This window comes from Jatrophihabitans cynanchi, from assembly GCF_027247405.1.
Classification (GTDB): domain Bacteria; phylum Actinomycetota; class Actinomycetes; order Mycobacteriales; family Jatrophihabitantaceae; genus Jatrophihabitans_B; species Jatrophihabitans_B cynanchi.
On sequence record NZ_CP097463.1, the window covers coordinates 4,041,926 to 4,053,925 of the forward strand.

The 12,000-nt window shown below is 69.8% G+C and carries 10 protein-coding genes; 6 read left to right on the forward strand and 4 right to left on the reverse strand.

Translation table 11 applies throughout. The features are described 5' to 3' along the window. Positions 1-123 precede the first annotated feature (123 nt). From M6B22_RS19705 to M6B22_RS19715, 3 genes are all read left to right on the forward strand, one after another. On the forward strand, positions 124-2,133 hold the full coding sequence (locus tag M6B22_RS19705) for a protein meaA (protein WP_331459753.1): 2,010 nt from the start codon (positions 124-126) through the stop codon (positions 2,131-2,133). 70 nt (positions 2,134-2,203) lie between these two features. Beyond that, positions 2,204-3,532 carry a multicopper oxidase domain-containing protein gene (locus tag M6B22_RS19710; protein WP_269443274.1) on the forward strand — a complete coding sequence of 443 codons (1,329 nt, stop codon included), beginning with the start codon at positions 2,204-2,206 and terminating at the stop codon, positions 3,530-3,532. A gap of 4 nt (positions 3,533-3,536) precedes the next feature. Continuing rightward, a complete protein-coding gene (locus M6B22_RS19715; RefSeq protein WP_269443275.1) occupies positions 3,537-3,977 on the forward strand; it encodes a hypothetical protein in 441 nt (146 codons plus the stop codon). A gap of 12 nt (positions 3,978-3,989) precedes the next feature. On the opposite strand, the gene M6B22_RS19720 is transcribed toward M6B22_RS19715, so the two are convergent. After that, positions 3,990-4,820 carry an aldo/keto reductase gene (locus M6B22_RS19720; protein WP_269443276.1) on the reverse strand — a complete coding sequence of 277 codons (831 nt, stop codon included), beginning with the start codon at positions 4,818-4,820 and terminating at the stop codon, positions 3,990-3,992. A gap of 105 nt (positions 4,821-4,925) precedes the next feature. Here M6B22_RS19720 and nucS point away from each other — a divergent pair, with 105 nt between their 5' ends. Both nucS and M6B22_RS19730 read left to right on the forward strand, forming a co-directional pair. After that, positions 4,926-5,585: an endonuclease NucS gene (gene nucS / locus M6B22_RS19725; protein WP_269443277.1), complete on the forward strand. Its 660-nt coding sequence runs from the start codon at positions 4,926-4,928 to the stop codon at positions 5,583-5,585. Positions 5,586-5,883: 298 nt separating this feature from the next. After that, on the forward strand, positions 5,884-7,659 hold the full coding sequence (locus M6B22_RS19730; protein WP_269443278.1) for a 3-hydroxyacyl-CoA dehydrogenase family protein: 1,776 nt from the start codon (positions 5,884-5,886) through the stop codon (positions 7,657-7,659). Between the two features lie 189 nt (positions 7,660-7,848). Here M6B22_RS19730 and M6B22_RS19735 read toward each other — a convergent pair whose 3' ends face one another. The 3 genes from M6B22_RS19735 to mce form a co-directional block, all read right to left on the reverse strand. Continuing rightward, entirely contained in the window at positions 7,849-8,778 is a 930-nt protein-coding gene (locus M6B22_RS19735) for a DivIVA domain-containing protein (RefSeq protein WP_269443279.1), read from the reverse strand. Positions 8,779-8,827: 49 nt separating this feature from the next. Next, complete coding sequence (ccrA, locus tag M6B22_RS19740) at positions 8,828-10,159, reverse strand: crotonyl-CoA carboxylase/reductase (protein WP_269443280.1); 1,332 nt, start codon at positions 10,157-10,159, stop codon at positions 8,828-8,830. A gap of 66 nt (positions 10,160-10,225) precedes the next feature. Further along, positions 10,226-10,651: a methylmalonyl-CoA epimerase gene (gene mce, locus M6B22_RS19745; protein ID WP_407935745.1), complete on the reverse strand. Its 426-nt coding sequence runs from the start codon at positions 10,649-10,651 to the stop codon at positions 10,226-10,228. A gap of 163 nt (positions 10,652-10,814) precedes the next feature. Here mce and M6B22_RS19750 point away from each other — a divergent pair, with 163 nt between their 5' ends. After that, on the forward strand, positions 10,815-11,999 hold the full coding sequence (locus tag M6B22_RS19750) for an acetyl-CoA C-acetyltransferase (protein WP_269443282.1): 1,185 nt from the start codon (positions 10,815-10,817) through the stop codon (positions 11,997-11,999). Position 12,000 lies beyond the last annotated feature (1 nt).

Genomic DNA, 12,000 nt, shown 5'->3' on the forward strand with positions numbered 1-12,000 from the left:
GGGTGCCCCGATTTGCCAGCGGGCGCGTTGCGAGGTCCGCCACATCGGTTGCCCGACGCCTAGGTTCGCGCCGCGCGCGGAAATAGACTGCACAGATTCCCGGGAAGCTTGCGAGGTACGCACATGCCCTACCCGAGCGACGACAAGCGCGACCGGCCCTGGTTGATGCGGACCTACGCGGGGCACTCCTCACCCGCCGAATCCAATGCGCTGTACCGCCGGAACCTGGCGAAGGGCCAGACCGGACTGTCCGTCGCGTTCGACCTGCCCACGCAGACCGGGTACGACCCGGATGCCGAACTGGCCCGTGGCGAGGTGGGCAAGGTCGGCGTCCCGGTCGCGCACATCGGTGACGTGCGCGCCCTGTTCGACGGCATCCCGCTCGAGAAGATGAACACCTCGATGACGATCAACGCGCCGGCGATGTACCTGCTCGCGCTGTACCTGAGCGTTGCCGACGAGCATGCCGAGGCCGCCGGGCTGGACAAGGCCGCGCTACGGGCCGAACTCGCCGGCACGACGCAGAACGACATCATCAAGGAGTACCTCTCGCGCGGGACCTACGTGTTCCCGCCCGCGCCGTCGCTGCGGCTGATCACCGACATGATCGCGTACACGGTGGCCGAGGTGCCCAAGTGGAACCCGATCAACGTGTGCAGCTACCACCTGCAGGAGGCCGGGGCCACCCCGGTGCAGGAGGTCGCGTTCGCGATGTGCACCGCCATCGCCGTGCTCGACGCCGTGCGCGAGTCCGGACAGGTGCCCGAGGACAAGTTCGGCGACGTCGTTGCCCGCATCTCGTTCTTCGTCAACGCCGGCGTGCGATTCGTCGAGGAGCTGTGCAAGCTGCGCGCCTTCGGCCAGCTCTGGGACGAGATCACGCTGGAGCGGTACGGCGTGCAGGACCCCAAGCAACGGCGCTTCCGGTACGGAGTGCAGGTGAACTCGCTCGGGCTGACCGAGGCGCAGCCGGAGAACAACGTCTACCGCATCCTGCTGGAGATGCTGGCGGTCACGGCCTCGCGTGACGCGCGCGCCCGCGCCGTCCAGTTGCCGGCCTGGAACGAGGCGCTCGGCCTGCCGCGAGCGTGGGACCAGCAGTGGTCGCTGCGGATGCAACAGGTGCTCGCGTTCGAGTCGGACCTGCTCGAGTACGACGACCTGTTCGCGGGATCCACAGTGGTCGAGGCCAAGGTCGAGCAGATCAAGCAGGGCGCTCGAGCCGAGATAGCACACATCCTCGAGCTCGGCGGCGCGGTGGCCGCGGTCGAGTCCGGTTACCTGAAGTCCGCGCTCGTCTCGTCCCTCGCGCGTCGGCGCCGGCGCATCGAGTCCGGCGAGGACGTCGTCGTGGGCGTCAACAAGTTCACCGAGACCGAGCCGAACCCGCTCGTCGCCGGCGCCGACGGCGGCATCCTCACCGTCGATCCGGCGGTCGAGGAGGCCGCGAAGGCGGCGATCCGCGAGTGGCGGGCGGGGCGCGACAACGCCGCCGTCGAGGACGCCTTGACCGGCCTGCGGGACGCCGCGAAGACGGATCGGAACCTGATGGAGCCCTCGCTGCAGTGCGCCCGGGTGGGTGTCACGGTCGGCGAGTGGGCCGGCGTGCTGCGCGAGGTGTTCGGCGAGTACCGGCCGCCGACCGGGGTCGCCGGAGCGAGCGGCGGCGGCAACGAGTCAGAGCTGTCCGCCGTGCGCGCCCGGGTACGGGCGCTGGGCGAGGCGCTCGGTCGGCCGCTGAAGTTCCTGGTCGGCAAGCCCGGCCTGGACGGCCACTCCAACGGTGCGGAACAGATCGCGGTCCGCGCACGCGATGCCGGCTTCGAGGTCGTCTACTCCGGCATCCGGCTCACGCCCGGGCAGATCGTTGCCGCGGCGGTGCAGGAGGACGTCGACGTCGTCGGCCTGTCCGTGCTGTCCGGCTCGCACCTGTCCGTGGTCCCCGAGGTGCTCGAGGGGCTTCGTTCGGCCGGGCTGGACGACGTGCCGGTGGTCGTGGGCGGCATCATTCCCGAGGCCGACGCCGCAACCCTACGAGCCGCAGGCGTGGCCCGCGTGTTCACGCCCAAGGACTTCGCAATCACCGACGTGCTCGGCGAGATCGTCGAGGCGATCGAACAGGCCCGCGCGTAACGCGACTCACGCCCGGATCGGGACCTTCGTCACTGACGGCAGGCACGGCCCGCCACGTTGACTGTGCCGCGTGAGATCCACTCGGTCCGGGTCACGCGTGCCGGTCGCCGCCGGTGTGCTGCTCGGCGTCGCGATCCTGGTCGCCGCGGTGCTCTACGCGAACAGCGGCACGCAACCGCACGCGCGCGTCGCGGCCGGCCCGGCGGGTACGGTAACGGTCTGGCTCACCGAGATGCGCGTGACGCCGAACAGCATCACGGTGACCAAGGGGCAGCACGTGGTGCTGCGAGTGGTCAACGAAGGCACGATGCGCCACGATCTGCGGCTGTCCGACGGCAAGCAGACGGCGCTGCTGGCCCCCGGGAGCAGCGCAGTGCTCGACGTGGGCACGGTCACCGCGCCGCTGTCCGGCTGGTGCACGGTCGCCGGGCACCGGATGGCCGGCATGACCATGGCGATCACGGTGGGGCCGCAGGCCGAGCACCGGACGGGGGACGGCGCCGCCGCGGGCAAGGACGCCGTGTCGCCGGATCTGGCAGCCGCGCCCGGCGCCGGCTGGCATGCGCCCGAGGCCGCCCTGGAACCTGTGCCGCCGGGCACCGTGCACCGGCTGAGCTGGCGCATGCGCGACGTGGTGAGCGAGGTGGCACCCGGCGTGCGTCAGCAGGTCTGGACGTTCGACGGCGGCGTGCCCGGCCCGGTGCTGCACGGCAGGGTCGGCGACACGTTCGTGATCACCGTACGCAACGACACGGCGATGACGCACAACCTCGACCTGCACGTCGAGTCCGGGCCGCCCGCGGACGTCATGACACCCGTCGCGCCGGGAGGCACGCACACCTACCGGTTCCGCGCGCGCTACGCCGGTGCCTGGTTGTACCACTGCGGCACCATGCCGATGCTGCAGCACATGGCCAACGGGATGTACGGCGCACTGATCGTCGACCCGCCGAACCTGGCAGCGGTGGCCGGCCAGTACGTGCTCGTCGGGTCCGAACTCTTCTTCGGGCCGGACGGTGCCAGCGGGGACTACGCGAAGATGCGCGCGGACCGGCCCGACGCGGTGGTGTTCAACGGCTACCCGTTCGCCTACCAGCACCAGCCGTTGACGGCTCCGGTGGGTGAGCGGATCCGGATCTGGGTCGTGGCGGCCGGGCCCGATCGCGGGCTGGCCTTTCACGTCGTCGGTGCGCCGTTCACCGCCGCCTACCTCGGCGGGGCGTACCTGGTACGCCCCGGCGAACCCGCCCGGGGCGCCGCGCAGACGCTGACGGTCGCGCCCGGAGACGGCGGGTTCGTCGAGTTCACGCTCGATCGGGCCGGGACGTACCCGTTCCTGTCGCACGACATGGCCGATGCCGAACTGGGCGCGAGCGGCTCGATCACGGCGACGGACTGACCCGATGGTGAGCTGGTGGTCACTGCTGCGCTTCGTCCACGTGCTCTCGGCGGCGGTCTGGGTGGGCGGCCAGCTGACGCTGAGCCTGCTCATGTTGCCGCTGCTGCGCCGCCGGCTGCCCGCCGAGGTGCGCACCGCGGTGCTGAGTTCGCTCGGCAAGACGTTCGGCATCTACACGGTGGCGGTCTTCCTGCCACTGCAGATCGGCAGCGGGATCTGGCTGGCGAGCTATCACCACGTCACGCTCGCCAGCCTGGGGGAGCCGGGCTACGGACGTACCCTGCTGACCAAGCTGATCGTGTTCGCCGTGGTGATGTTGCTGTCCGGCCTGCACGGTTGGGCACACGGCTCCGGGCGGCTCGGCGTGGCACGGGCGCTCGCGCTGGGTTCGCTGCTCGGCTCGTGCGTGATCGTCCTGCTCGCGACCGCGCTCGTCGGCGGGTGAGCGCCCCGGCCGTTACGGGTTGAACGTCTCGGGGTTCGGCCCGGTGCGCCCGTCCCGGTCCAGCCCGCTGATGGCGACCACGTCGTCGGGGTCGAGTTCGACGTCGAACACCGCGAAGTTCTCCCGGATGCGGGCCGGGGTGACCGACTTCGGGATCACCACGTTGCCGAGCTGCAGGTGCCAGGCGAGGATCACCTGAGCCGGTGTCTTGCCGTACTTCTCGGCAAGTGACGTGATCACCGGGTCGGCGAGAACATCGCCGCCGGATGCGAGCGGTGACCAGGCTTCGGTCGCGATCCGGTGCCTGGTGTCGAACTCGCGCAGCGGCTGCTGGGTCAGGTACGGGTGCAGTTCGATCTGGTTGACGGCGGGCACCGTCCCGGACTCGTCGATCACCCGTTGCAGGTGCGGCGCGTGGAAGTTGGACACGCCGATCGCGCGCACCACGCCGTCGGCCAGCAGCGTCTCGAATGCCTGCCACGTCTCGACGTAGCGATCCTGCGCCGGCAGCGGCCAGTGGATCAGGTACAGGTCGACATAGTCGAGGCCGAGGTTCTTGCGGCTCTGCTCGAACGCGCGCAGCGTTGCCTCGCGGCCGTGCCCGTCGTTGTTCAGCTTGGTGGTGACGAACAGTTCGTCGCGGGCGATCCCGGACGCGGCGATCGCCTTGCCGACACCGGATTCGTTCCGGTACATGGCCGCGGTGTCGATCGAGCGGTAGCCCGTCGCGAGCGCCGTCGCGACGGCCGGCGTGGCCTCGTCGTCGGGCACCTGCCAGACCCCAAAACCCAGCTGCGGCATGACCACGCGGTTGTTGAGCGTGACTGTCGGCTGTTCGGGCATGGTGCATGACCTCCTGGTGTCGGGATACCTCGGCTACTACCCGTGCTACTACCCGCGGCGGCCCGCAAACATTCCCGGGCCCGCGCGAAGGTAGCCTCGCGGACTGTGCGCCTCGTCATCGCCCGCTGCAGTGTCGATTATGTCGGCCGGCTCACCGCCCACCTGCCGCTGGCCACCCGGCTGCTGCTGGTGAAGGCGGACGGTTCGGTGCTGGTGCACTCCGACGGCGGCTCCTACAAGCCGCTGAACTGGATGAGCCCGCCGTGCACGCTCGTCGAGGCGGACGGCAGCTGGACCGTGACGAACAAGGCCGGCGAGCAGCTCATCGTCACCATCGAGGCGATCGAGCACGACTCGGCGCACGAACTCGGGGTCGATCCCGGGCTGGTCAAGGACGGCGTCGAGGCGCACCTGCAGAAGCTGCTCGCCGAGCACATCCACACCCTCGGCGAGGGATACCGCCTGGTGCGCCGCGAGTTCCCGACCGCGATCGGGCCGGTGGACATCATGTGCCGCGATGCGGCCGGTGTCGCGGTCGCCGTCGAGATCAAGCGCCGGGGCGAGATCGACGGCGTCGAACAGCTTTCCAGATACTTGTCATTACTGAACCGCGATCCTCTGCTGGCGCCCGTCCGAGGCGTCTTCGCAGCCCAGGAGATCAAGCCGCAGGCACGGACCCTCGCGGAAGACCGTGGCATCCGGTGCGTCGTGCTCGACTACGACGCGCTCCGCGGGATCGACGACCCGTCACTTCGGCTGTTCTAGGCTCCGCGGCCGCGGCGAGGGGGCCTCGACCGCCGCCCTCGCGTCGGCAGGCCGCCATGATCAACGACGGGTTGTGGTCGCATTGCCGCCACAAGTCTGTCTTGATCAAGGAAACCTGGCGGATCAAGGGAATCGGTTGATCAAGGAAATCGCAGCTGGGCGCGATTGCCGGATCCGGTCCGCACCGCCCGGCGGTGACGTGAGCCTCAGTGCGCTCCCGCCACGCCGGACGGGCAGACTAGGGTTCGGCGATTGGCACCTTTCGCAGGTTGCCGGCATTCGGTAGGAGGACGGCTTCATGGCACGGGAGTTCCAGCAGGTCGGCGTCGTCGGGCTCGGCACCATGGGTGCCGGCATCGCGGAGGTGTTCGCGCGCAACGGGCTGTCCGTCGTCGCGGTCGAGGCGGACGAGCGAGCTGTCGAGCGGGGTCGGGGCCACCTGGAGAACTCGGCCGGCCGCGCACTGGCGCGCGGCAAGCTCACGCAGCCAGAGCACGACGCGCTCCTCGCCCAGGTCACCTACGCCACCGACCTCAATGCGCTCGCCGACGTCGACCTCGTCGTCGAGGCCGTGCCGGAGCACCTCGAGCTCAAGCGCGCGATCTTCACCCAGTTGGACAAGATCTGTAAGCCGGACGCGATCCTTGCAACGAACACCTCGTCGCTGTCGGTCACCGAGATCGCAGTGGCCACCGGACGGCCCGGCAAGGTCGTCGGCATGCACTTCTTCAACCCGGCGCCGGTCATGAAGCTGGTCGAGGTGATCCGCAGCGTGGTCACCGAGCAGGACGTGGTCGACGACGTCGAGGCGTTCGCGCAGAAGCTCGGCAAGGTCGACGTCACGATCGGCGACCGCGCCGGCTTCATCGCGAACGCCCTGCTGTTCGGCTACCTCAATCACGCGGCGTCCATGTACGAATCCCGATACGCCAGCCGCGAGGACATCGACGCCGCCATGAAGCTGGGTTGCGGCCTGCCGATGGGCCCGCTCGCGCTGCTCGACCTGATCGGGCTCGACACCGCCTACGAGATCCTCGACACGATGTACAAGCAGGGCCGCGACCGCCTGCACGCGCCCACGCCCATCTTCAAGCAGATGATCACGGCGGGCCTGTTGGGCCGCAAGAGCGGCCGCGGGTTCTACAGCTACGACGCGGCCGGCTCGCCCAACGTCGTGGCCGACGCACAGACGCCGTCGCCGGACGCCGTTCCGGCCGGTGCGCGCGAGGTCACCAAGGTAGGCATCGTCGGCTCCGGGACGATGGCGACCGGGATCATCGAGGTGTTCGCCAAGGCCGGCTACCAGGTCACCTTCGTGGCGCGCAGCGAGGACAAGTGCGCGAGCGTGCTCAAGTCCGTCACCCGTTCCCTGGAGAAGGCCGTGCAGCGCGGCAAGCTCGCCGAGGCCGACCGCGACGCGACGCTGAGCCGGATCACCGCGACGTCCCGGCTGGACGACCTCGCTCCGATGCAACTCGTGGTCGAGGCCGTGGTCGAGGACCTGACCGTCAAGCAGGCGCTGTTCTCGAACCTGGACGAGATCTGCGCGCCCGGCACGGTGCTGGCCACCACGACGTCCAGCCTGCCGGTGATCGAGTGCGCGATGGCCACGTCCCGACCGTCCGACGTGATCGGTATGCACTTCTTCAACCCGGCCGCGATCATGAAACTGGTGGAGGTCGTATCGACGGTCGCAACGGCGCCCGACGTCGAGGCGACCGTGCTCGGTGTCAGCAACAAGCTCGGCAAGCACGCGGTACGTTGCGGCGACCGCGCGGGGTTCATCGTCAACGCGCTGCTGTTCCCGTACCTCAATGACGCCATCAAGATGCTCGAGGCGCACTACGCGACCGCCGACGACATCGACTCGGCGATGAAGGTCGGCTGCGGCTACCCGATGGGGCCGTTCGAACTGCTGGACGTCGTCGGCAACGACGTCTCGCTGGCGATCGAGCGCGAGCTGTACCTGGAGTTCCGCGAGCCGGGCTTCGCACCCGCGCCGCTGCTGGAGCAGCTCGTCACCGCCGGCCGGCTGGGCCGCAAGACCGGCAAGGGCTTCCGGGACTACTCCTAGAGATCGCGTCCTAGAGATCGCGTCCTAGAGATCGCGTCCTAGAGATCGCGCGATCGGAGCCCAGCGTCGCGCGCGAAGCCCGTTGAGTGGCGGGTTATGCGTTGAGTGGCGGCTTAGAGGCCGCCACTCAACCGGAAAGTCGCCACTCAACGGGGGTGGTGCGAGCCGGGGTCAGGGGACGGGCGGGGGTCAGGGGACGGGCGGGGGGTCCGTGCGCGCTGCGTCCAGGGCGGTGCCCAGGTCGGCGTGCAGGGTGCGCAGCGTGGCATGCACCTGCTCGCGGTGGGCCTGCAGCCGCTGCACCTCCGCGTGCGCGGCGTCCACCAGCGCGCGTGCCTGCGCGTGCGCCTCGCTGACGATCCGCTCCGCCTCGGCGTGCGCCTGCACCCGCTCCTGCTCGATCGCCTCGTTCTCGTGCGTGCGGCGCGCGCGCAGCGTGATCTCGAAGTCCTCGTCCGCCTGGCTGCGCGCCGCCGCGGACGCCGCGTCCAGCCTGTTCCGCTCGGCCTCGTGCTCGGCGTCCAGCCTGGTGCGCTCGGCCTCGGCCTGACGGCTGAGCTGGTCCTCGTCGGCGCGGGCCCGTGCGGTGCTCGCGGCCAGCTGGGCCTCGACCTCGGTGCGCCGCTGCTCGGCCTCGGCCAGCCGCCGCCGGAACGTCTCGTCGGCCTCGGCGAGGCGCTGGGTGGCCTGCGCGAGGATCCGCTCGGACTCGGCGTGTGCCGCGGCCCGGGTGCGCGCCGCGCCGTCGGACGCGCCGTTGCGCAACTGCTCGGCCTGCGCCTCGCTCTCGGTCCGGATCCGCACCGCCTCGGCCTGCGCGGTCTCGACCATCTGGCGCACCCGGGCGTCGACGTTCTCCGGCGTGATGGTTTCGGTCGCCGCGCGCAGCTGCCGGCGCAGCGACTCGATCTGTGCCCCCGCGCTCGCCAACTGGGCCGCCATGTCGGCACTGCGTGCGGTCGCCGAGTCACGCTCGGCCAGCGACGCGCGCAGCTCCTCCTCCAGTTGGGCGAGGAACTGGTCGACCTGCGCGCGGTCGTAGCCGCGCATCGCGGGATCGAACCCGCGATGCGCATCGGTCAGGATGGGCAGGACGTCCGAGGCTTGGTCCGGGCTCATGACGACAATCTTCGCACTTCGTCTGCGCCCGCCCCAAGCGCTTCGCCGCTCAGCGGCCGCGGAACCGGTTGATCTGGTCCAGGTGCTCGGCGCGCAGGTGCTCGTCGCGCACACCCAGCCCCTCCTGCGGGGCCAGGCATAGCACGGCGACCTTGCCCTGGTGCAGGTTGCGGTGCACGTCGTAGGTGGCCTGCCCGGTCTCCTCCAGCGTGTACACCCGCGACACGGTGGGGTGGATGGCCCCCTTGGCGATGAGCCGGTTGGCCTCCCACGACTCGCGGTAGTTCGCGAAGTGCGAGCCGATGATGCGCTTGAGGTTCATCCACAGATACCGGTTGTCGTACTCGTGCATGAACCCGGAGGTCGCCGCGCAGGTCACGATCGTGCCGCCGCGTCTGGCCACGTACACCGAGGCGCCGAAGGTCTCGCGGCCCGGATGCTCGAAGACGATGTCCGGGTCGTCGCCGCCGGTCAGCTCACGGATCTTCGCCCCGAACCGCTTCCATTCGCGCGGGTCCTGGGTCTGCTCGTCCGACCAGAAGTGGTAGTCCTCGGCGGTCCGGTCGATGATCAGCTCCGCCCCCATCCGCCGGCACAGATCGGCCTTCTCCGGCGAGGACACCACGCACACCGGGATCGCGCCGCCGTTGAGCGCGAACTGCGTCGCGTAGCCGCCCAGGCCGCCGGACGCGCCCCAGATCAGCACGACGTCGCCCTGCTTCATGGCCGCGCCGTTGTGGCTGACCAGCTGCCGGTAGGCGGTCGAGTTCACCAGCCCGGGGGAGGCGGCCTCCTCCCAGCTCAGATGGGCCGGCTTGGGCATGAGCTGGTTCGACTTCACCAGCGCGAGCTCGGCCAGCCCGCCGAAGTTCGTCTCGAAGCCCCAGATGCGCTGCTGCGGGTCCATCATCGTGTCGTCGTGGCCCTGCGGGTCCTCCAGTTCGACCGACAGGCAGTGCGCGACGACCTCGTCCCCGGCCTTCCAGCGGGTGACGCCCGCTCCCACCCGCAGCACCACGCCGGCCAGGTCCGAACCCACGACGTGATACGGCTGGTCGTGCTTGCGCGCCAACTCGGACGACCGGCCGTAGCGCTTGAGGAAGTCGAAGGTGGACACCGGCTCGAAGATCGACGTCCAGACGGTGTTGTAGTTGATCGCGCTCGCCATCACCGCGACCAGCGCCTCGCCGGGACCGAGTTCCGGGGTCGGGGTGTCCTGCACGTGCAGGCTCTTGCGCGGGTCCTTGTCCTTGCTCGCCAGGCCTTCGAACATGCCGACCTCGTCGGCGAGCACGGCCACCCCGCGGTAGTGCTCCGGGACGGGCAGTTCGGCGAGCGCGGCGAGGTCGTCGTTCAGGATCGCGTTACGGATGTCGTCCACGGGAGGGCCTCCACGAAAGGGTGGGTGGTCGGGCGTGCGGCAGATGTTACTAGCCGGTAATTTAGCTCACTGCGCGGCTGACGGCTCGACGAGTTCGACGAGCACCCCGCCGGCGTCCTTGGGATGGATGAAGTTCACCCGGCTGTCCGCGGTGCCGCGGCGCGGCTCGTCGTACAGCAGCCGAAGCCCCTTGTCACGCAGTGTCCGGCACACCGCGTCCAGGTTCTCGACGGTGTAGGCGACCTGCTGCACGCCCGGCCCGTTGCGTCCGATGAACTTGGCGATCGTCGACTCCTCGGTGAGCGGGGCGAGCAGTTGGACCTGCGTCGTGCCGTCGCCGACAGCGAGCATCGCCTCGCGGACGCCCTGCTCCTCGTTGACCTCCTCGTGCACGCTCTGCACCCCGAACGTGTCGGCGTAGAAGGCGATTGCGGCGTCCAGGTCGGGCACGGCGATGCCGACGTGGTCGATCTTCGTGAACAGACTGGTCATGGCCATCTGCCAATCGTGGCAACTGAGACCGCTTCCGGCGACCCGGGCGTGCCGATGTTCACATTCGCCTTGCCCGCGCGGCTGGTTACAGTGGGCTGTTAGCCGAACTGCGCGGTCGGGGTGTCGGCGACGCCTGGCGCCCGGCCCAACGAGGAGGAACGCCATGGCTGGATCGGTCATCGTCGGCGGTGCACGCACGCCCATGGGGCGCCTGCTCGGATCGCTCAAGAGCCTCTCGGGCGCGGACCTCGGCGCCGTGGCGATCAAGGCAGCGCTCGAGCGTGCCGGTGTCGCGGCCGACCAGGTGCAGTACGTGATCATGGGGCAGGTGCTGCAGGCGGGCGCCGGTCAGATCCCGGCGCGCCAGGCCGCGCACAAGGCGGGGATCCCGCTGAACGTGCCGGCGCTGACCATCAACAAGGTGTGCCTGTCCGGGCTGGACGCGATCGCACTCGCCGACCAGTTGATCCGCGCCGGCGAGTTCGACATCATCGTCGCCGGCGGCCAGGAGTCGATGACCAACGCGCCGCACCTGCTGCCCAAGTCGCGTGAAGGCTTCAAGTACGGCTCGATCGAGATGCTCGACGCGATGGCCTTCGACGGGCTGACCGACATCTTCGAGAACATCCCGATGGGCGAGTCGACCGACAACGTCAACAAGCGGCTCTCGCTCACCCGTGAGGAGCAGGACGAGTTCTCCGCCCGTTCGCACCAGCGTGCCGCGCTCGCCCAGAAGAACGGCGTGTTCGACGAGGAGATCACGCCGGTGCTGATCCCGCAGCGCAAGGGCGACCCGATCGAGTTCCGGGAGGACGAGGGCATCCGCGGCGACACCACGGTCGAATCGCTGGCCAAGCTGCGTCCGGCATTCACGAAGGACGGGACGATCACGGCGGGGTCGTCCTCGCAGATCTCTGACGGCGCGTGCGCGGTCGTGGTGATGAGCAGGGCGAAGGCCGAGGAGCTGGGGTTGAGCTGGCTGGCCGAGGTCGGTGCGCACGGCAACGTCGCCGGCCCGGATAACTCGCTGCAGTCGCAGCCGTCCAACGCGATCAAGGACGCGCTGCGCAAGGAGAACCTGCAGGTGTCCGACCTGGACCTGATCGAGATCAACGAGGCGTTCGCTGCCGTCGGCGTGCAGTCGATGCGCGATCTCGGCGTCAGCGCGGACATCGTCAACGTCAACGGCGGCGCGATCGCGCTGGGGCATCCGATCGGCATGTCCGGCGCCCGCCTGGCCCTCACCCTCGCGTACGAGCTGAAGCGGCGCGGCGGAGGTACCGGTGCGGCCGCGCTGTGCGGTGGCGGCGGCCAGGGCGACGCCCTGATCCTGCACGTGCCTGCCTGAC

Excerpts from the sequence above, each read along its gene's own strand:
- M6B22_RS19715 (WP_269443275.1), top strand. The coding sequence starts at position 3,537 with ATGGTGAGCTGGTGGTCACTGCTGCGCTTCGTCCACGTGCTCTCGGCG.
- M6B22_RS19735 (WP_269443279.1), bottom strand. The coding sequence starts at position 8,778 with ATGAGCCCGGACCAAGCCTCGGACGTCCTGCCCATCCTGACCGATGCG.
- M6B22_RS19720 (WP_269443276.1), bottom strand. The coding sequence starts at position 4,820 with ATGCCCGAACAGCCGACAGTCACGCTCAACAACCGCGTGGTCATGCCG.
- mce (WP_407935745.1), bottom strand. The coding sequence starts at position 10,651 with ATGACCAGTCTGTTCACGAAGATCGACCACGTCGGCATCGCCGTGCCC.
- M6B22_RS19705 (WP_331459753.1), top strand. The coding sequence starts at position 124 with ATGCCCTACCCGAGCGACGACAAGCGCGACCGGCCCTGGTTGATGCGG.
- M6B22_RS19730 (WP_269443278.1), top strand. The coding sequence starts at position 5,884 with ATGGCACGGGAGTTCCAGCAGGTCGGCGTCGTCGGGCTCGGCACCATG.
- M6B22_RS19750 (WP_269443282.1), top strand. The coding sequence starts at position 10,815 with ATGGCTGGATCGGTCATCGTCGGCGGTGCACGCACGCCCATGGGGCGC.